20 protein-coding genes and 2 pseudogenes are annotated in these 19389 nt (G+C 68.3%); 12 read left to right on the top strand and 10 right to left on the bottom strand.

The genetic code is table 11. The annotated features are described in order from the left end of the window. Nucleotides 1–16: 16 nt before the first annotated feature. The 4 genes from IPG50_38115 to IPG50_38100 all read left to right on the top strand — a co-directional run bounded on the left by IPG50_38115 (nucleotide 17) and on the right by IPG50_38100 (nucleotide 3264). The gene (locus tag IPG50_38115; GenBank protein ID MBK6697964.1) at nucleotides 17–535 is read left to right on the top strand and encodes a hypothetical protein; all 519 of its coding nucleotides are present in this window, start codon (nucleotides 17–19) and stop codon (nucleotides 533–535) included. Between the two features lie 79 nt (nucleotides 536–614). Beyond that, nucleotides 615–1955, top strand: coding sequence for a GTP-binding protein (locus tag IPG50_38110; protein MBK6697963.1), 1341 nt, complete (start codon nucleotides 615–617; stop codon nucleotides 1953–1955). After that, nucleotides 1943–2983 (top strand): WD40 repeat domain-containing protein, encoded by a 1041-nt coding sequence (locus tag IPG50_38105; GenBank protein MBK6697962.1) that lies wholly within the window; start codon nucleotides 1943–1945, stop codon nucleotides 2981–2983. The genes IPG50_38110 and IPG50_38105 overlap by 13 nt, the downstream gene beginning before the upstream one ends. Before the next feature lie 38 nt (nucleotides 2984–3021). Next, a complete protein-coding gene (locus IPG50_38100) occupies nucleotides 3022–3264 on the top strand; it encodes a hypothetical protein (GenBank protein ID MBK6697961.1) in 243 nt (80 codons plus the stop codon). A 30-nt stretch (nucleotides 3265–3294) separates the two neighbouring features. Here the strand turns inward: IPG50_38100 and IPG50_38095 are convergent, their stop codons facing one another. Both IPG50_38095 and IPG50_38090 read right to left on the bottom strand, forming a co-directional pair. Further along, nucleotides 3295–3762 (bottom strand): SRPBCC domain-containing protein, encoded by a 468-nt coding sequence (locus IPG50_38095; GenBank protein MBK6697960.1) that lies wholly within the window; start codon nucleotides 3760–3762, stop codon nucleotides 3295–3297. Further along, nucleotides 3759–4112: a winged helix-turn-helix transcriptional regulator gene (locus tag IPG50_38090; GenBank protein ID MBK6697959.1), complete on the bottom strand. Its 354-nt coding sequence runs from the start codon at nucleotides 4110–4112 to the stop codon at nucleotides 3759–3761. The genes IPG50_38095 and IPG50_38090 overlap by 4 nt, the downstream gene beginning before the upstream one ends. A 153-nt stretch (nucleotides 4113–4265) precedes the next feature. Here IPG50_38090 and IPG50_38085 point away from each other — a divergent pair. Then, nucleotides 4266–5005 (top strand): annotated as a pseudogene (locus tag IPG50_38085) (helix-turn-helix transcriptional regulator). A 185-nt stretch (nucleotides 5006–5190) separates the two neighbouring features. Here the strand turns inward: IPG50_38085 and IPG50_38080 are convergent. The 7 genes from IPG50_38080 to IPG50_38050 all read right to left on the bottom strand — a co-directional run bounded on the left by IPG50_38080 (nucleotide 5191) and on the right by IPG50_38050 (nucleotide 10677). Next, on the bottom strand, nucleotides 5191–5622 hold the full coding sequence (locus IPG50_38080; protein ID MBK6697958.1) for an arsenate reductase ArsC: 432 nt from the start codon (nucleotides 5620–5622) through the stop codon (nucleotides 5191–5193). 35 nt (nucleotides 5623–5657) lie between these two features. Further along, nucleotides 5658–7445: an arsenical pump-driving ATPase gene (gene arsA, locus IPG50_38075; GenBank protein MBK6697957.1), complete on the bottom strand. Its 1788-nt coding sequence runs from the start codon at nucleotides 7443–7445 to the stop codon at nucleotides 5658–5660. 11 nt (nucleotides 7446–7456) lie between these two features. Beyond that, nucleotides 7457–7846, bottom strand: a complete 390-nt coding sequence (gene arsD, locus IPG50_38070; GenBank protein MBK6697956.1) for an arsenite efflux transporter metallochaperone ArsD — start codon at nucleotides 7844–7846, stop codon at nucleotides 7457–7459. Between the two features lie 52 nt (nucleotides 7847–7898). Continuing rightward, nucleotides 7899–8237 (bottom strand): winged helix-turn-helix transcriptional regulator, encoded by a 339-nt coding sequence (locus IPG50_38065; protein MBK6697955.1) that lies wholly within the window; start codon nucleotides 8235–8237, stop codon nucleotides 7899–7901. Nucleotides 8238–8313: 76 nt separating this feature from the next. Further along, the gene (locus IPG50_38060; protein MBK6697954.1) at nucleotides 8314–8787 is read right to left on the bottom strand and encodes a hypothetical protein; all 474 of its coding nucleotides are present in this window, start codon (nucleotides 8785–8787) and stop codon (nucleotides 8314–8316) included. Nucleotides 8788–8797: 10 nt separating this feature from the next. Next, nucleotides 8798–10318: a right-handed parallel beta-helix repeat-containing protein gene (locus IPG50_38055; protein ID MBK6697953.1), complete on the bottom strand. Its 1521-nt coding sequence runs from the start codon at nucleotides 10316–10318 to the stop codon at nucleotides 8798–8800. Nucleotides 10319–10353: 35 nt separating this feature from the next. Beyond that, nucleotides 10354–10677 (bottom strand): hypothetical protein, encoded by a 324-nt coding sequence (locus tag IPG50_38050; GenBank protein MBK6697952.1) that lies wholly within the window; start codon nucleotides 10675–10677, stop codon nucleotides 10354–10356. Between the two features lie 90 nt (nucleotides 10678–10767). Here IPG50_38050 and IPG50_38045 point away from each other — a divergent pair, with 90 nt between their 5' ends. The 3 genes from IPG50_38045 (at nucleotide 10768) to IPG50_38035 (ending at nucleotide 15443) form a co-directional block, all read left to right on the top strand. Beyond that, nucleotides 10768–11880, top strand: coding sequence for an Rrf2 family transcriptional regulator (locus IPG50_38045; GenBank protein ID MBK6697951.1), 1113 nt, complete (start codon nucleotides 10768–10770; stop codon nucleotides 11878–11880). Between the two features lie 262 nt (nucleotides 11881–12142). Beyond that, nucleotides 12143–13816 carry a sulfate permease gene (gene sulP / locus IPG50_38040; protein ID MBK6697950.1) on the top strand — a complete coding sequence of 558 codons (1674 nt, stop codon included), beginning with the start codon at nucleotides 12143–12145 and terminating at the stop codon, nucleotides 13814–13816. A gap of 205 nt (nucleotides 13817–14021) precedes the next feature. Then, nucleotides 14022–15443 (top strand): hypothetical protein, encoded by a 1422-nt coding sequence (locus tag IPG50_38035; GenBank protein MBK6697949.1) that lies wholly within the window; start codon nucleotides 14022–14024, stop codon nucleotides 15441–15443. Between the two features lie 434 nt (nucleotides 15444–15877). Here the strand turns inward: IPG50_38035 and IPG50_38030 are convergent, their stop codons facing one another. Then, nucleotides 15878–16783 carry a transposase gene (locus tag IPG50_38030; protein MBK6697948.1) on the bottom strand — a complete coding sequence of 302 codons (906 nt, stop codon included), beginning with the start codon at nucleotides 16781–16783 and terminating at the stop codon, nucleotides 15878–15880. Nucleotides 16784–17110: 327 nt separating this feature from the next. Here IPG50_38030 and sugE point away from each other — a divergent pair, with 327 nt between their 5' ends. The 4 genes and pseudogenes from sugE (at nucleotide 17111) to IPG50_38010 (ending at nucleotide 19351) form a co-directional block, all read left to right on the top strand. After that, nucleotides 17111–17434: a quaternary ammonium compound efflux SMR transporter SugE gene (gene sugE / locus IPG50_38025; protein MBK6697947.1), complete on the top strand. Its 324-nt coding sequence runs from the start codon at nucleotides 17111–17113 to the stop codon at nucleotides 17432–17434. A 169-nt stretch (nucleotides 17435–17603) separates the two neighbouring features. After that, nucleotides 17604–17906, top strand: a complete 303-nt coding sequence (locus tag IPG50_38020; GenBank protein MBK6697946.1) for a hypothetical protein — start codon at nucleotides 17604–17606, stop codon at nucleotides 17904–17906. Between the two features lie 113 nt (nucleotides 17907–18019). Beyond that, nucleotides 18020–18443: pseudogene (locus IPG50_38015) on the top strand (hypothetical protein). A gap of 95 nt (nucleotides 18444–18538) precedes the next feature. Continuing rightward, nucleotides 18539–19351, top strand: a complete 813-nt coding sequence (locus IPG50_38010; protein ID MBK6697945.1) for a sigma-70 family RNA polymerase sigma factor — start codon at nucleotides 18539–18541, stop codon at nucleotides 19349–19351. Nucleotides 19352–19389 lie beyond the last annotated feature (38 nt).

Genomic DNA, 19389 nt, shown 5'->3' with positions numbered 1-19389 from the left:
TCAGCGAGAGCCAGGTGTGTGGAAGGCCGCCCGCATCGCGGCGCTCTGGGGCGCCGGGCACACCGTCGCGTTTCTCGCGCTGGGGTTCCTAATCGTCCTCGCCGACGTGCGCATCCCCGAATCCCTCGAACGCGGGGGCGAACTCCTTGTGGCGCTGATGCTCATCGGCTTCGGCGCGTGGCACTTCGCGCGCGGCCATCGGGCGGAAGTCCGCGAGTCGGCGGTCACTGGGGCCTCTGCGCGACCGCTGTTTATCGGTCTGGTTCACGGGCTCGCGGGCTCGGCCGGGATCGCGCTGCTCGCCGCCACCACGATCGGCTCCCGCCTGCTCGCCGTCGCCTACCTCGGTTTGGTGGCGCTCGGGACCGTCATCGGGATGGTCACGCTCACTGTGCTGATGTCGCGACCGATTAATTGGACAATGCGGCGCGAGGGGCCGCTGCGAAGCGCCATCACCGTTCTCGCGGCGATGCTGAGCATCGGCTTGGGCCTCGCGATGTTGGTGCGCGCGGCGGTCTCTGCGGGGGCAGGTTAATCGGCCCGGCCGTGCGCCTTGATTGATGCATCTGTATTGCATGTAGCAACCACGAAGGTCTGGCTCACGAGGTCTCAAGATGAAGAAGATTCCCGTCACCGTGCTCACCGGCTTTCTCGGCTCTGGGAAGACCACCCTGCTCAACCGCATCCTCACGGAGAACCATGGCAAGCGGATCGCCGTCATCGAAAACGAGTTCGGCGAAATCGGCATCGACCAGGCACTCGTCATCAACGCCGATGAGGAGGTCTTCGAGATGAACAACGGCTGCATCTGCTGCACCGTTCGCGGAGATCTCATTCGCATCCTCGGCAACCTCATGAAGCGCCGCGACAAGTTTGACCACATCTTGGTCGAGACGACGGGCATGGCGGACCCGGGCCCCGTCGCGCAGACCTTTTTCGTCGACGACGAGCTTCGCGACCTCTTCTCGCTCGATGGGATCGTCACGCTCGTCGACGCCAAGCACGTGCACTTGCACTTGGAAGACTCGAACGAGTGCAAGGAGCAGATCGCCTTCGCCGACGTGCTCGTTCTCAACAAGACCGATCTGGTGAGCGAACGCGAGCTCGAGCAACTCGAGCGGCGGGTGACGAGCATGAATTCGATGGCGAAGGTGCTGCGGGCCCGAAACGCTGACGTGCCGATCCCTGCGGTCCTCGACGTCGGCGGCTTCGACCTCGATCGCGCCGTGGCCGCCAAGCCGACGTTCCTGGAGCCGGAGTATCCCTTCGAGTGGGCCGGCACCTTTGAGGTCGAGGAGGGCGCATACGAGCTCGTGCTGGAGGACGGTCCCGATCCCAGCATGGACTTGGTCGTGACCTACCTGGAGAACGGCGAGCCGGCGGGGACGCGCACTGAGGCGGAACGAGCCGTGCGCGTCTGGTCGGAGCCAGCGGTCGCCGCGGCGCCCGGTGGCCGGATCGAGGTCGGGGCGGCCGCGCCAGCGAGGCTGAAGCTTGATTCTGCCGGCGCTAAGCGGTTCGAGCTTCGCGCGCCACGGGGGGGGCGCGTGGGCCTCTACACGCAGCACCTGCCGTCGGAGTTCGGGCTGGCGGTGCGTCGCGGCGTCGGCTCGATCCAGCCCAGCAGTGAGCACGAGTTCGCCGCCGGGCACACTCACGACGACCAGGTGACCTCCGTGGGGGTCCACCTCGACGGTGAGATCGACGGCGAGCGCCTCAACAAGTGGGTGTCGCAGTTGTTGCGCGACAAGGGCGCCGACATCTTTCGCATGAAGGGCATCCTCAACATCAAGGGCTCGGCCAACCGGTTCGTGTTTCAGGGCGTCCACATGCTCTTTGACGGACGCGAGGATCGGCCTTGGGGCTCTTCGCGGCGCGCCAGCGATCTCGTCTTCATCGGGCGAAAGCTTGACCGCGAGGCGCTCACGCGAGGGTTCGAACGATGCCTCGCGTGACCGTGGACGTGGCGCGCGGGAAAACGGAGCTCGTGCCGCGCTGGACATGCGACGCCGGCGACTACGTGGTGGCCGCCGAGGTCTCGAGGGATGGGCGTCTCTGCGTCGTCGGTGCGGGTGATGGTCACGTCCTTGGCCTCGACGTGGCGACGGGACGCGAGCTCTTTCGACAGCGCGCGCACGAGGGCGGTGTCTTCGGCGTGAGCGTCTCGCCGGACGGAGGCCGGTTCGCGACCTGTGGGCAGGAGCCCAACGCCAAGGTCTGGAGCGCCACGGGCGCGCTAGTCCGCGAGTTGCCAGGCGGCGGTGCTCAATGGGTTGAACATGTGGCGTGGGCACCCGCCGGCGGACGCATCGCCACGGGCGCTGGCCGGAAGGTCCGCGTCTGGGACTCGGAGGGCGCGCCGATTGTCGAGACGGAGCCGCTGCCGAGCACCGTTAGCAATCTAGCCTGGCGCGCCGACGGCACGGCCCTCGCGACGACCTGCTACGGGGGGGTGCACATCTGGCCCTTCGTGGCCGGCGCAAAGGCGCGGCGGTTCGAGTGGAAGGGCTCGCTCATCTCCCTCGCTTGGAGCCCCGATGCCAAGGTCATCGCCTGCGGGAGCCAAGACAGCTCGGTTCACTTCTGGCGCCTTGCAACGGGGCAGGACTCGGAGATGAACGGATACCCCTTCAAGCCGAAGGCCCTCGCCTGGGACAGCGAGTCAAAGCTCCTCGCAACCTCGGGCGACGCGACCGTGACGGTCTGGGACTTTCGTGGGAAGGGCCCCGAAGGCACTCGACCGATTCAGCTCGTTTCGCACAAGGCCGTTTGTACGAGGCTCGCGTTCAGCCCCAGCAAGGGCGTGCTCGCCAGCGGCGCGCAGGACACTTCCATCTTGTTGTGGGAGCCGCGGCGCGGAACCCAGCCAGTGCGCTACGCGTTTTTGGAGGATGAAGTGACGGCGCTGTCCTGGCACCCGGAGCACGGCGGCCTGCTCGGTGGAGACGCGAGCGGCCGTCTCTGCTTCTGGGAGGTGAACTAGTGTTTGGGCCGCGCAACAACGAGCGCCGCTCAGCTGCGATTCGCGCGCTCAAAGCGGCGGCGCGCACGCTGTTCGACGCTGCCGACGACGATGCGGTGGTCGTCAACGAGCTCTCCTGCACCGAGCCGGGCTGCCCGCCGATCGAGACCGTGGTCGCGCTCTTGCGTGCAGGGAGCGAGCCGCGACAGGTAAAGGTCCACAAGCCCGTGGGCGAGGTGACCGAGGACGACCTCCGCGTCGCGATCCAGAAGGGCCACGAGCATCGGCACCCGAGTGGCTGACGCTCGCTGGCGCGCTTTCGGTCCCAGCGCTTACGTGGGCAATCGGTCGATGCGTGCGTACGACGCCTCCATGCCGCTGGTCATGCCCGAGCCCATGGCTGCGTCGCGCGCTGCCTTCGACGCGTAGGTGATCAGCAGCTCCAGGCGCGTGCCGGTACCCTCTGCGACGAATCGCGTCTCCACGACACTCTCGGTCGCTCCCGGGAGCTCGAAGAGTTCGGTGTGCACGCTGCGCTGGGGTGGCTCGAGCTCGAGCACTGTGCCGCGCATGCCGAAGCTCTCACCAGCGCGCTTCTCCCAACGCATGTGGATCGAGGCCCCGACGATGGGCGCGATCTCGCAGACCGGCATGGTCCACCCGGGCGGGCCGAGCATCCACTGCTTCACGAGCGCGGGCTCGAAGTGGGCGCGAAACAGGCGCTCGGGGGCCGCGGCGAAGCGCCGCGTCACGCGGAGTTGGGTGTCACCTACGAGTTCGGCTTCCAGCTTCGATGTCATCGGGCTCTCTCCTCCTTCTTCTGGCGCTTTGGTCTCGAATCGTCGTCGCCGCGTGCGAGCAGTTCATCGAGTCGGGCGTAGTTGGCGTCGAGCACGTTGCGGTATCGCTGCAGCCACTCGTCGATCTCCCGCAGCGGGGTGGCTCGCAGTGCGTAGAGGCGTCGTTGCCCATCGGGCCTCACCCCAACGAGGCCCGCCTCCCGCAGCACCCGAAGATGTTTCGAAGTCTGCGGCTGGGCGAGGCCGGCTGCGGCGCCGAGCACCGCAACGGGTTGCGGCCCCTCGCGAAGGGCGTCGAGCATCCGGAGTCGGTGCGGCTCCGCCAGCGCACTCAGTGTCCTCGCTAGCATGGCCGACATATTCCATGCCGGATATATATCCGCAACGACATTCTTGACGAGGACGGTCTTTGCGCACGCCCGCCGCTGCCCGCCACGGGCTTTGCGCGTGTGCGGGTTGACCGGACTGCCGGGCGTTGGTACATCAATTCAACAGTCGTTGAAATGACAGACCGTGGCACATCGAGGCGTGCACAAGACTGCGGCCCCCACGCTGCCGATCACCCCCACGTTCCGGAGGTGAGTGACACGGCGTTTGAGCGCGCCGCGGCGCTCTTCCGAGCGGCTGGCGATCTGGCGCGCCTCCGGCTGTTGCACCGCCTCGACGCCGGCGAGTGCTGCGTCACGGAGCTCGCCGAGGCGCGCGACACCAAGCTCTCCACCCTCTCCCAGCAGCTTCGCGTGCTGCACGCCGAGCGCATCGTGAAGCGCCGCCGCGAAGGCAAGCACATCTACTACTCACTCGCGGACGACCATGTTCGCGAGCTCATTCGGGCCGCGCTGGATCACGCCGGCGAGCCCGCAATCGTCGCCTCGCCATCCCAACGAAAGAGGACCTCATGAGCCACAACACTCACCCCAATCACGATCACGTTCACGGCGCCGATTGCGGGCATCTCGCGATCCGCCACGGCGATCACGTCGACTACCTCCACGACGGCCATCTCCACCGCGGCCATGACGGCCACATGGATGAGTGCACTATCGAGGTGGGCGCCGCCAACCCCGCTGCGTGCACGCCTTCGCACAGCTGCGCCGGTCACGCCCAGGGCCATGTCCACGGCACCGGTTGCGGTCACGAGACGGTCCCGCACGGCGATCATGTCGACTACCTCGTCGCCGGGCACCTGCACCACCCGCACGCCAGCCACTGCGACGACCACGGCGCTATCTCGGCGGGCTGACGCGCGAGGATCAGCGAGCCGAACGAAGGACCGCCTTACCTTCATTCGCGCGCGAGAGGGGCGGCCGCTCCGACATCTTGGCTATCGACCGGGCGAGGGCGACAGCCGCCCCCAGGCGGCGACGCCTCAGTGTTTGGCGAATCGCGCTGCGAGCCTGGCTCCGCAAAGGGAGGGGGCGCCACCGCTCACCCGATGCGCTCCTCCGCCGCGAAGCGCTCGAGCATTCCGCGGATGGTGTCTCGCGCCGTCCGGAAACGCGCGAGCATCTCCTCGCGCGGAATCGAAGGGTCCTTGCTGGCCGGGTCTGGGATCGGCCAGTGCAGCCGCCGAGCCTTGCCGAGGAACACGGGGCAGACCTCCTCGGCACACAGCGTGATCACAGTGCCGACGGTCAACGGGTCGATGGTCTGCACGGACTTCGAGTGGTGCATCGTCAGATCGACGCCGAGCTCGCGCATGACCTCGACGGCGTAGGGGCTCACCTTCGAAGGCTCGCTGCCGGCGCTCATGACCGAGACGCGGTCGCCGAAGATCAGGCGGCCGAGTCCCTCAGCCATCTGGCTGCGCGCGGAGTTCGCGACGCAGAGAAACAGGATGCTCTTGGTCTCGTGGCTCATGGTTCAGGCCTTCCGTTCGGTCCGTGAGTGGTGGCTCACGCGCCGGCCACCTCCGCGGGTGACGAATTGGTCGTGACGAAGAAGTCGAGGCGCGGCTGTGCCTTGACCGCCACCAACCAGGGAACGACGGCGACCCGCGGCGCCAGTGCTGCCACCTCCGCGTGGAAGCGGGCTTCGCTCTCGCGGCGCCGCACGAGCACGGGGTCCGTCACCTTGAGCGGCCTGAGGCTCTGGTTAATGACCCAACCGAAGGGGCGGATGTCGGCGCGCTCGAGGTCACGCTGGAGCGCCGCCGCCTCGTGCACGGGTGTCGCCTCCGGCAGCGTGACGAGGAGGATCTTGGTGAACGCTGCGTCACGGAGGCGCGGCAAGAGTCGTCGGACCTCCTCCGGTGCCGAGCCCGAGCTTCGAAGCACCTCACGATGGTACGACTCGGCCGCGTCGAGCAGGAGCAGCGTGTGCCCGGTGGGCGCCGTGTCGATGACGACGAACCCGAGCTCGCCTTCGTCGACGATGCGCGCGAACGCGCGAAAGACAGCGATCTCCTCGGTGCACGGGCTCCGCAGGTCTTCCTCGAGCAGCGCACGACCGGCGGCGTCGAGGTTCGCGCCCGCTGTGCGAAGCACCTCCTCGGAGTAGGCACGCGTCTCCGCCGCGGGGTCGATGCGGCTCACGCGAATGCCGTCGACGGCGCCTCCGAGCGTCTCCTCGACGTGCGCCGCGGGATCCGTCGTCGTCAGGTGCACCTTGTGCCCGCGGCGCGCCAGCTCGACGGCCACGTTGACGGCGACGGTCGTCTTTCCGACCCCCCCCTTCCCCATCGTCATGATCACGCCGTGCCCCCTGGACTCGAGAGCCGGCACGAGCGCAGCAAGTGGCGCGGCAGATGGCGCTGCGGACGCGTCGAGCGGGGCGGCCGCCAGCGGAGCTGTGGCCGAGGCCGTCCGTGCGAAGAGCTGCCGCAGCGGCGCGATGCCCACGAGCCCGAATGGCAGGAGAGGGAGCTCGGTGCGCGAGAGCGCGCGCAGCCCCGCGGGCATGCTGGCCAGCGCGTCCGCACCTCGCCGATCCATTGCCACGGCGATCGGGTCCGTCAGGTCGTGCGCGCGGAAGATGCCGTTGATGACCAGCTCCTGTCGCTCGATCCCCAGTGCCGCGAGCTCGCCGCGAGTCCGCTCGGCTTCGCGGAGTGCCGCGACGTCGGCGCGCGCCACGAGGACGAGCGCGGTGCGGGAGCCGTCGATGAGCGCCGCACGTGAGCCGTCGTAGAGCGCCTGCTGAGCCTTGAGACCGGCGAGCGGGCCCAAGCAGGATGTACCGCCTACGTTCGTCTCGAGGAAACCGGTCCACGCGGCCGGCAATTCGAGCAGGCGCAGCGTGTGCCCGGTGGGAGCCGTGTCGAAGACGACGTGCTCGAAGTCCGCCGTCGCGCGCGCGTCACCGAGGAGCTTCGAGAACTCGTCGAACGCGGCAATTTCCACGGTGCACGCGCCTGAGAGCTGCTCCTCGATGCTCCGCACCGCTGCGTCGGGCAGCACCCCCCGATACGGCCCGACCATCCGCTCGCGGTAAGCGTGCGCAGCGGCCTCGGGATCGATGTTACGGGCGTACAGACCCCGCACGGCCGTCACGGCCCGCGGCTCGGCGGCGAGCGGCGTCTCGAGCACCTCGTCGAGATTGGACGCTGGGTCGGTGCTCACGAGGAGCACCCGTCGTCCGCGCTCGGCTAGCGCAATGGCCGTCGCACACGCCACGCTGGTCTTGCCGACGCCACCCTTGCCCGTGAAAAAGAGATTGCGCGGAGCGCGTTCGAGGACGTGCATGGGCGCGCGCCTCAGCAGCAGCCGGTCTTCGACTTGGCCGAGGCAGTGGGGCCACAGCACCCGGTCGAGGCGACGGGCGCGACGTCGTGCTTCTTCACGACCAATCCGGCGAGCGCGGCGAGGGTCTCGCGCGAGGGATAGGCCGATTCGACCGCGATGCGATCGCCCACCAGGACAAGGGGCAGTACGGCCGTGCCGCGCCCGAGTGCTTCCTTCACGGCGGGAGTGTCGGCGAACGCTGCGGGCTGCTGCGACAGGTTGAAGCGCTCGACCGTGACGCCCTGCTTCTGGAGCCAGTCGACGTCGGCTGCGAAGCGGGCGAGCTCGGGATCGAGGCTCGGGCCGCAGACGCCGGTCGAGCAGCACATGGCGGGGTCGAATACGCGGATGGTCACGGGCATGGGATTCCTTTCGGCAATCGACGATGAACGATATAAAGAGCGGGGCGCGAGCTCAAAGCCCCCCTACGAGCGCTCGCAGGCGACGGAGCGCGTGCGGCTCGATGCAGTAGCAGACCCGCGGCCCGTCCACGTCGCCGCGAATGAGGCCAGCTTCCTTCAAGACCTTAAGGTGTTGAGACACGGTGGACTGCGCCAGCGGCAGCTCGTCCACGATGTCGCCGCAGACGCAGCCGTTCTTGCGCAGGAGGATGCGAACGATCTTCACGCGCGCCGCGTGCCCGAGCGCCTTGGATAGCGTGGCCAGCTCCTCGTCGGCCTCGTCGCCCTCGACGGGACGCAGGTCGGCCTGCGCCTTCGCGGGAGGGCAGCATGGCTCGGAGGCTTGGGGCATCGCCTTCATCGTTGATGTACGATAAACAAAGCCCGCGCCTCTGTCAATCGGGGCGCGGCCGCGGCGGATGAAGGCGTCACTCGCGCGCCGCCGGCGCGGGCTCGCGATGGCAGCGCTTCTGCACCGTCTGCAAGAGGCGAGTGCACGACAACACCTGCGCGCGCCCCCGCTTCGCGCACTCCCGTTGGAGCCAGACCGAGCCCTTGACGATCTCTTCGTGGCGCGGCACCGCCACGCAGAAGTCACGGCCGGGCCTCGCCGTATCCAGGCATCCCTCGAGGAACATGCCGTTCTTGACCTCGCACGAAATCGCCGCCACGCCGCAGGCGTCGTTGCGCAGGAGCGCCTCGTCGACGCATTGGTCGCGGTCGCGCGAGCGCCCCGCACTGGCACCCTCGCTCCGTGCAGCCTTTCCTTCCGCAACGAGCGTGTCCTTCTGGCTCATGAAGTAGATGACGAAGCCTCCGACGACGAGGCCTCCAATCACAACGACGGCGACCAAGGCCAGGACGGCGATGAGAACCCAGGGAGGCGACTTCTTGGCGGTCATGCACGGAGCCTCATGCGCTTCGCCGTCGTCGTCGAACGACCCACAACGCCATGGCCATGAGCCCTCCCATGGCGGCGACGCGCGACGAGCCCCCGCCGATGGCGCAGCCGCCTTCCTCTTCCTGCGGGCCCTTTGCGGCGAGCGCCTCGCCGGAGGTGGCGCCCTCCCCACCGTCCGCAAGCGGTGCGCCGCTGGCATCCCCGCGCCCTGGCGCGCCGGCGTCGCTGCCCTGAGAGCCGGCGGGCGGCTTGAAGCCCGCCGCGATCACCCAACCGGGCGGTCCCGCCGCGTAGGCATACGCGCCCACGTCCGCGACGCCGCCGCGCGCGCGCCCCTCGAAGTCGTCCGCGGCAACGTGCGCTGCGACACCGGCGCCGAGGAGTGCGGAGCCGACCTTCGGGAACGGCCCCTGCGGAGGCACGCCCGCGTAGCTCGCTGAGACGAAGTCGTTCGCAAGGCTTCCCGCGGCGAGCCCTGAGGGCGTCCCCGACAAGCCGCCGACGCCGACGTTCCCGGCCACAAGCAACTGCGTCAGCGATCCGCTGACGCTGATCGCCGAGCCGCTCTCTGCATAGACGGCGTTGTTGGCGATGACGACGGAGCCGGTGATGCCGCTCGCGGAGACGGCCTTGTTCTGCGCCTTGAGGATCGTGTTGTGCACGACGATCAGGTTGGATGGCGCGCCGGCCTGGTGGGGCTGCATCGCGATGCCGTCAGCGTTCGCCGAGAGAATGATGTTGTTGCGAATGATCGCGTCCGCGGCCGATTGGATCGCGTGGTCGCCGCAATTCCACATCACGTTGCGCTCGATGATGTTTGGACCGCCGTTGCCGACGACGCTGTAGGTCAGGATGCACGGGTACTTTGTGTCATGGATGACGTTGTCGCGGATGACGTTGTCGTAGCTGCCCTCCTTGAGCTCGATGCCGTCGCCCTGGATGACCGTCGGACCGTTGGTGTGGTGCACGTGGTTTCCGGCGATGAGGCTGCCCGTGACCCGACACGCGTTCGAGTTGCAGCCCAGGTACATCCCCTCGCCCGTGCCGCCGGTGTCGTGGATGTGATTCCGAAGTATCTGCAGCCCCTCGTACGGTCCGCCGCTGTTGGCCGAGAGGGCGACGTCGTCGGTCTCGTGGATCTCGCAGTCTTCGACGGTGACGAAGCGGGCTTTGATGAGTCGCAGCCCGTGCGAGCCGCCCTTGAACTCGATGCCGCGGAAGGTGACGTACTCGACGTCATCGAAGTCGACGAGGTTCTGTGACGCGTCGGCGCTGTAAAACACAGGGCGCTCGGAGGCCTTGGCCCGAACGACGATGGGGTTTGCGGCGGTGCCCTTCACGCTCACGCCAAACCGGGACGTGAAGGTGTAGGTACCGCCACGCAGCACGAGCTCGTCACCGGCGGCGAGCCCTTGGATCGCTGCCTCCGCGTCATCCGCGGGTCCGATCTCGACCGTCTTGGCGGACGCGCCGCCCCCTACGAGAAGGGTCCCGAGAACGGTGGCGCCGGCGAGCAGGTCCTTCTTCGTCATGGGTCGAGCCAGTCGGAGCATCGTCGCACGCGCCGCTACGGGAGACGAGGGCCTCCGAGCGCCATGGCTCGACGCCGCGCGAGCGCCGCCTCAACGGCGTCGCCGCGCCCGTCTTCGATAAGCGCCTGCGCCTCGAACAGGCGCGCCGCCAGCGGCGTCTTGTCGCCCAGCATGAGCTGAAGCGTGGCGCCGTCGAGGCGCACCGCGTCGCTTCGCCGCATTCCAATGTTGGCGAGCCAAGCTTCGTCGAGTATCCGCAGCGCCTCCTCGGCCTGGCCGTCCTTGGCAGCGCCGAGGGCCCTGGCGACGGTGGCCGCGACCTGCTCGATGAGCCGCTGGAGGTAGTCTCGCTGTTGCATCGCCTGCGATGGTAGCCCGAGCGACGAGGCGAAGCTGCGGCCCCGCGACGTCCCTTGACACACAGGTCATCTCGCAACATCGTAAGTTGCATGAAACGGGACAGCCGCTTGTCTGGGGTGCTGCACGTCCTCTTGCACATGGCGCAGAACGACCGCCCCGTGACGTCGGCGGTTCTCGCGAAGGCGATGGACACGAATCCCGTCGTGCTCCGCCGAGTGATGGCCGGCCTTCGCGAGAAGGGATACGTCCAGTCGGAGAAGGGCCATGGCGGCGGGTGGACCCTGACCCGCGATCTCACGAAGCTCACCCTGCGCGACGTTTACGCGGCGCTCGGCTCCCCTTCTCTGCTCGCCATAGGCAACCGAACGGAGGCGCCCGGCTGCGTCGTCGAGGAGGCGGTCAACGCCGGCCTGCGCAAGTCGTTCGAGGATGCCGAGTCGCTGCTCCTCACGCGCCTCAGCGAGGTGACGCTCGCGGCGCTGAGCGAGGACGTGCGCGGTCGCCTCGCGACGCGCAAGCGCGCGCGGCCCTCGAGCCGTGGGCGTACCGGCGGGAAACGCGGGGGCGTGCCGCATCACGAGCACGAGCACGACCACGGGCACCCTCCTCACGGGGCGGCGAGGGCGCACCACACCTTCGCCGACGCGAGCGCCCTCTCCCGGGTGCTCGAGGATCCAACACGCGACGCGTGGCAACGCCCCAACGACGTGCTGCGCGCGCTCGCGCTCAAACCCACGATGACCGTCGCCGACGTCGGAGCGGGCACGGGGTACTTCGCCGTGCGCCTCGCTCGTGCCCTACCTCAAGGCAAGGTCATCGCAACGGATCTCGAGCCGGGCATGGTGCGCTTCCTGCGTCAGCGCGCGCGCCGCGAGAGGCTCCCCAACCTGCACACCCTACGGGCCACCAAGACGACCTCGGGGCTCGCCGCCCAGAGCGTCGACCGCATCCTCGTCGTGCACGTGTGGCACCACCTCGCGGAGCCCGGCGACTACGCGCGAGGCCTCGCCGCTGCGCTAAGGCCCGGCGGAAGACTGTTCGTCGTGGACTTCCGCGCTTCCGGCCACCGTGGCCCGCCAGCGAGCCTGCGCGTCAAGCCCGACGCGGTCATCGCGGCGCTCGTGGGCGCAGGTCTCTCAGCCAAGGCCTCGCGGATCGCGCTGCCCGACCAGTACATCGTGGAGGCGCGGCGGCGCCCTTGAGCTCTCGTAACCCACCGCCCACGAGCGTCCCCGCTGCCTCCTATTGCGCCCCCTCTTAGCGTGACTGCGGCCGCGTCGGCGCCCCATTGATGGAGCGAGACTTGCGGAGAGTCGACGAGGGTGGTGAAGCCTATGGCCCGTGAGTAATTCGCTCCGCCCCTCCTCCTCGACCGGCGACGACGCCCCACCTCCGGTGTCGGCTGCCGGCGTCGGTATTCCGCCGCCCGCCACACGCTTCGCGACGTGGCTCCCGGGTCTCTGGATGTTGCGCCACTACCAGCGCCGGTGGCTCGCGCAGGACCTCGGCGCCGGTCTGGTCCTGACGGCCATCCTCGTCCCCGCCGGCATGGGGTACGCGGAGGCGTCGGGGCTCCCGGCCATCACCGGCCTTTACGCGACCATCGTCCCGCTCCTCGCGTACGCGATCTTCGGCCCATCGCGCATCATGGTCTTGGGTCCCGATTCGGGGCTCGCCGCGCTCGTCGGGGCCGCCGTGATCGCGTCGTCGGCGGGTGATCCGGAGCGCGCCGTCGCCCTGGGCTCACTCCTCGCGATCCTCACCGGCCTCCTCTGCGTCGCCGGCGGCCTCCTCAAGGCCGGCTTTCTGACGGATCTGCTCTCGAAGCCCGTCCGCGTCGGCTACATGAACGGCATCGCGCTCACGGTTCTCGTGACGCAGCTCCCGAAGCTCCTCGGCTTCTCGGTCAAAGCAACGGGGGCCTTCGACGGCGCGCTGGGCGTCGTGCACGGCGTAGCCGACGGCCAGACGAAGCTCCTCGCGCTCGGCCTCGGAAGCGCGTGCCTCGCGCTCATCTTGGGCCTGCGTGCGGTGTCTGCGAAGATCCCGGGCATCCTCATTGCGGTCGTCCTCGCCACGATCGTCGTAACGGTCTTTCACCTCGGTGGCGAGCTTGCGGTGGTGGGCGCTGTGCCGCGCGGCATGCCGCTCCCCTCTCTGCCAGCCGTGCACCTCGCCGACGTCGGACAGATGTTCGTCGCCGCCGTCGGCATCGCCCTCGTCTCGTTCGCGGACACGAGCGTCCTCTCACGGACCTTCGCGGCCCGGCACGGCTACCGCGTAGACCCGAATCGCGAGCTGATAGGACTGGGACTCGCGAACCTCGCTGGCGGGTTCTTCCGTGGCTTTCCCGTCAGCAGCAGTTCGTCGCGCACACCGGTGGCCGAGTCGGCCGGCTCGAAGACACAGCTCACCGGCGTCGTCGGCGCGCTAGCGATCGCGGTGCTGCTCCTCGCCGCTCCGTGGCTGCTCGAGAACCTCCCGACGACGGCCTTGGCCGCCGTCGTCATCACGGCAGCGCTCCGTCTCTTCGACCTCCGTTCGCTGCGCATCTTTTACAGGGTGCGGCGGAGTGACTTCGTCCTCTCCATGGTGGGCTTCGTCGCCGTCGCCGCGCTCGGCGTGATCCCCGGCATCGCGGTGACCGTCGGCGTCTCGATCCTCGACTTCGTCCGGCGCGCGTGGCGGCCCCACGACGCCATCCTCGGCCGCGCCCACGCCGTGAAGGGCTACCACGATCTCAAACGCTATCCGGACGCCAAGCAGGTCCCCGGGCTCGTCCTCTACCGGTGGGACGCGCCGCTCTTCTTCGCGAACGCCGACATGTTCCGGGCGCGCATTCTCGATGCGGTCGACGACTCGGCGACGACGGTCAAGTGGGTCGTCGTCGCCGCCGAGCCCATCACCGACGTAGACACGACCGCCGCCGAGATGATCGAGGAGCTGGACAAGGAGCTGGCGACGCGCAACGTCGAGCTCGCGTTCGCCGAGCTGAAGGACCCGGTGAAGGACCGCCTCCAGCGGTACGGTCTGCAGAAGCGCATCGGCCACGAGTTCTTCTTCCCAACCGTGGGCGCGGCCGTGAAGGCCTTCCTCGCGAAGAACGATGTGGGCTGGGTCGACTGGGAGGACTCCTGAGCGTTCCGACGTTGGGGCCGCGCGGCGCACCTCCAACCCAACGGGTAGCGGGCAGCGCTAGGGTGCCTTGGGCTCATGTCGCGCCGGGAATCACGCGCCAGACGCCGTCGCGCGTGAGGCTGCCCTACATCAGGAAGCGCAAGCCCTTCCGGCGCGTGAGGTCGACTCCGTTGTGCTACGCGCCTTCTCGTGAGTAGATGCGCCGATGCACTCCACACGCGGCTCGCTTGTTGTCTTGATGTCGCTCCTCGCCGCCGCGTCTTGCGTCGACTCCGACGAGAACGGAACGCCGAACGCGGACGCTGGGCTCGACCTCGATGCCGGCTCGAAGAGTGACGCAACGACGCCGACCGACGCGTCGCTCATCGACGCGCCGACCCCGACCTCGGACGCCAGCGACGCCACGACGCTCGATGCCGGCGGAGACAGCGCTGCGCCCGACGCGTCGACGACCTTCACCTGCGGCGCCGTGACGCAGCTCGACAGCAAGGGCGGGATCGACGGCTCGGCCTCCGTGTCCGCGGCAACGGGCCCGAGCGGCCGGTGGATCGCCACGTGGTTTCAGACGTCGGCGACCTCTGGCGATGGCCAGTACCACGCCAAGGCGCGCGTGATGGATGGCAGCACGCTCCTGCCGGAACAAGATCTTGGCATCACGACCTTCGCCCTCGGGGCGCCCGTCGCTGTGGACAACGCGGGCCGCGCGTACACGTTTCAAGATGCGAGCCGACGCACCGTCGACCTTGCAACGGGCACGCTCACGGCGGAGAGCTTGGCCTCCATCGCCGGTGGCGGGACGGACAAGATTGCCATGGCGCCGCTGCGCGCCGGCGGCGCCATCAGTCTCTACCGGACCGGCACGGCGATGGTGGCCGACCGCTGGGACACGGTGCAGTCAAAATGGGTGGCCACCGATTTGGTCGGACCGCCTTTGGCGCTCGGGATGCGCGTCGTGACCAACGCTGCCGGGAAGGCTGCGGCCCTGTGGTACGTGTCCGACGGCGCCGGCGGCAACGATCTCTACGTGTCGACCTACGACGGCTCGCATTGGGTCGCCGCCAAGAAGAAGAACTTCCCCATCGGGGGAGGCTCGACGGCCCGCTTCACCCTCGCCCTTCTCTCCACCGGCGACGCAGCCATCGCGTACGAGGTGGGCGGGGCGATGGCTTTCATGAAGTACAACGCCATCGCCGGGACCTTCGGGGCGCCGACGACGGTCAACGCGACGGGAACATCCAACCCGGCGCTCGTCGTCGACGATCTTGATCGGACGACGGTGGGCTACCTGCGGGGCGGCAAGGCCTACACGCGCCTCGATACTGGCGCCGGCTTTTCGCCGGAGCACGATCTCGGCGCGGCCACGTCGCTTCGCCTCAAGGAGGGGCCCGCGGCGAGCGTCGTGGCCCTCACGTATCGCACGCCGTCGATCTACATCGCTCGCGCGGGCGCCGGCTCCTCCGCGTGGTCGACGCCAGTGTCGACAGCGGCCGGCATCAGCAACGGCGAAGACGTCGCGCGCCAAGCGGACGTGGTCTTCGATGCGACGGGCCGCGCCGTCGTCATCACGCAGCAAAACTCGCTCGACGGCGGCGCCGGCTTGGTCATGGCCCAAGTGACCTGCCAGTAGTCGGCGGCTGGAGCGAGAGGCCCGGGGCCCCCGCCAGCCGGAGGTCGACGCCGGGACAGGGCCTTGGGCGCATATCGACGACTGACCGATCCCTCGATGCAACACCCCTGTCGTCGCGGCGCCGCGCCGGCGCGCGCCTGCCGATGTGCCGCGGCCGGACCTGGGTTGACTTCCGCGGGGCCGCGGGGCCGCGGGCCCGCTGGCGCGAGCGGCACCGGCGCTGCCGTCGAGCGTCATCGACGGGCGCGATCGCATCCCAAGTTGCCCCACAGAACTGCTGGACGCGAAGCGCAAGCGCGGCGAGCGCTGTGGGCCACGGGTCGCGTGCCCTTGCCGCTCACGGCGAGCTACAGTCCTCCCATCGCGCGCGCTCGTGAGCAGCGCGCGGCGCCTTCGGAGATCGGCGCGGGCGGTTCAGGGCGCCGGCTAGCTAGCTACGTTGGCGCGGCGCCCTTGCAGCGCACTCCCAACGCGGCGAAGCGATAGGTGCCCTCTGGGAAGACGGTGCGCCTCTCACCTCCGATCCATCGGAGTCGCGCGTCGCGGTGGGCGATTCGGAAGCCGCGGAGCGCCGAGAGCTCCTGGCGCCGCCGCTCGGTGTTGCGACATGCCACATGGGGCCGGAGCTTGCGGCGAGGTTCGACCGTGCGGGGCCTGCTCGTCGGCGCGGTCCCGAGCACGGCTTTGCGTCCGAGCACGCGTCGACCCGTCTTTGCGCGGTGCGCTTTCGCCGTCTCCTCTTGGGCGCGGACCGCGGCGGCGACCTTGTCGGCCCATTCCTTGGCCGCGAGGTGGTCGAAGCCGTCCACGGGCTCGATGCGAAGGGTCACCTCTTGCGGCATCGGGCCGTCTTCGCGGAAGAAGCCGCGTGGGCGCTTGATGGTCCTTGTCGTACCACGAAGATGTTGGCCGAACGACGACGCCCCGGGCCACTCGGCGACTCGCTCGACAAGGTGGTCCGCGACGGGATTGCAGAGAAGGTAGATGAGCTTGTCGAAGCGGTCTTGGGCTTCAACGAGGTAGACGGCGTTGGGCTGCTCGGTGGCCCAAAGGTTTTCCCAGCGACCCCAGTGCGCGTTGAGGGCCTTCGCGGTCATCTTGTGAAAGTGGGCGAAGAATTCGGGGTAGTTCCCGAGGTTGTCGCGGACGAGCAGGTGCTGGTGGTTGCTCATCGCGATGAAGCCATGCAGCGTGATCTTGTAGCGCTCGCACGCCTCCGCGAGGCAGTAGAGGTAGATCTGCTCGACGCGCGCATCGGGACGCAGCAAGTGCTGCCGCTGCGTGCAACGGCGACTGGTGAGGTAAGTCCGACCGGCTACGACCTGACGGGGAAGCGTCATGAACGTCACATCGGCAGCGACGCGATCGAAGTTGCGTCGACCCGACGAAAAAGGAACTCAGGACGGGCTTCGACGCGACGCAACCGTGGGCGCGGCCGTGAAGGCCTTCCTCGCGAAGAACGATGTGGGCTGTGGGCTGGGTCGACTGGGAGGACTCCTGAGGGTTGCGTCGGTCGCCGCGTGGCCCGGAGCGGTGGATCGTTGGCTTCGCTGACAGGCCACCTTGATGACGACCCCTTGCGTGGTCTAGCCTTCGCGTCGGTCAGCAAGACCCCCGACGAGGACGACCCGTACCGGGAAGGAACGACGGGCCGTGGAGGTGTCCACATGGCCTGGTTTCTTCTCGTCGTCGCCGGATTGCTCGAAGTCGTTTGGTCCCTCGGGCTCAAGTACACGCAGGGGTTCACCCGCCCCGTTCCGAGCGTCGTCACCGGCGCCGCCATAGCCGGGAGCATGTTCTTGCTCGCGCGAGCGGCGCGAACCCTCCCCATCGGAACTGCGTATGCCGTGTGGGTAGGCATCGGCGTGGTTGGCGCGGCCATCGGCGGGGTTCTCCTCTTCCAGGAGACGCTCACCCCCATGCGCTCAGTCTTTCTCGTGTTGCTCATCATCTCCATCCTTGGTCTGAAGCTCACGGCAGCGACCGTCTAACGCGACCGCGCTCGATACGACTGGCGGGCACGCCCTTGGCCCCTCGCAACTCCAAGCTGCGTGACCACGCCCGCAGGCCCCCTTCGCGCAATGACGCCTATCGAACGCTCCCGCGCATCCTTTCACCGGCCCGAATCGTCTTCATCATCGAGCCCCCCCGGAGGAGTCGATGAAGACGATCATGGTGCAGTACAAGACGACGGAAACGCACGCGAACGCGAACGAAGCCCTCGTGCGGGCGGTGTTCGCAGAGCTCGCGGCAAGCGGGCCCCCGGGCATCCGATACGCGAGCTACCGGCTCGCCGACGGCCTGACGTTCTTGCACATCGCGAGCATCGACACCCCCGACGAAAACCCGCTGTCAGCGCTCGGATCGTTCAAGAGTTTCCAGAAGGAGTTGCGCGCACGATGCGCCGAGCCACCGGTGATCACGGAGGTCGCCGCGATTGGTACCTACGCTCCGCAGCCGTGAGCTGAAGGCCAGCCGCCTAGAACTTCAAAATTCGACACGCAGACCGCATCCTTTCGCGCGCGTCGGTCGTCGTCCACGCGAGAGGGCTATGAAAACCAATCAGGGGCAGCGTCATGAGTAAGGTCAAGGGTTCCGGCACGGTCGACAAACCTTGGGAGCTGAAGACGCCGCCGGGCAGCGCGCAGTACCAAGCGTACAAGGACGAAGGGGCCGATCCCCCGGCGCTCGTGGTGCAGGTGGGCAAGACCCAGCTTCGCTACCACCTGCGCTGCATCGAGGACCTGCACGCGATGCTGAAGAAGCACGGACGACTGGATGCTCCTTGGCAGCGCCGACGAGCAGAAGCCCGCGGCCGAGGGCACGGTCGAGGCTTGGGGTCGGTCACCGGCGAACCCTGTGAAGGGTTGGTACGGCCTCAAGAAGGGCCTTCGTGGCCGCTTCGGGATGTACGTTCCTCCCGTGCTCGAAGCGCTAGGCCTCGCCGAGCTCGAACACAATCCGAAGAACAACCGAATGCGCGCGGTCGCCAAGAAGTAGTCGCGCTGGGACGCACGGAGGCGTGCGCTGGTACAGTGCTCACCGTGAGCCAGACGCCCGCGACCTTCGCCGACGCCCGCGAGCAATTCCTCGCGATGGTCGCGGACGTGCGCCCGGAGCTTCATCGGTACTGCGCGCGGCTCACGGGCTCTGTGATCGAGGGCGAGGACATCGTTCAAGACACCCTCGCGAAGGCCTTCTACGCGCTCAGTCTCTCGCCCGACGTGCCGCCGCTCAGGCCGTGGCTGTTCCGCATCGCCCACAACGCGGCGGTCGACTTCTTGAAGAGCCACGGGCGAAAGTACGTGGAGCTCTTCGCGGAGCTCGACGACATCGCCGGCTTTGAAGACAAGGCCGACCCGGCGGTAGTTCGCGCGGCGCTCGCGCGCTTTCTTGCGCTCCCGGTCGCGCAACGGAGCGCCGTGATCTTGAAGGACGTGTTGGGGCACTCGCTCGAGGAGACCGCCGAGACCATGGGGACCACGGTCATGGCCGTCAAAGCTGCGCTCGTTCGTGGCCGCAGGAAGCTCCTCGAGCCCGAAGAGGAACACGGCGATACGGCCAGCTTGGCCCGGACCGAACTCGATCGCTACGCGACGCTGTTTAACGCGCGCGACTGGGATGGTGTGCGCGCTCTCGTCGGCGATGACTGCCGGCTCGATCTTGTGTCCAAGTCGCAGCGCCGCGGCAAGGCCGTCGGCATGTACTTCGGCCGGTACGAGAAAGAAGACGTCGCCCTTCGCGTGGTGCGCCTCGAGGGGCAGCTCGCCTTCGCAGCCCATGTGGCTGGGGCGGAGCGGCCTGCCTACTTCATCCTGCTGGAGTTCGCGGGTGGCCGCGTGAGCGCGATTCGAGACTTCCGCTACGTGCCCTACATCGTGGCGGACGCTGAGTTCGAGCCCGCGTAGGCGCCCAAGTTCCCCGTTTGCGCGCCCTTCCCTACACG

It is taken from the genome of Myxococcales bacterium (assembly GCA_016703425.1).
Taxonomy (GTDB): domain Bacteria; phylum Myxococcota_A; class Polyangia; order Polyangiales; family Polyangiaceae; genus JADJCA01.
This window is presented reverse-complemented; position numbering and strand designations above follow the sequence as displayed.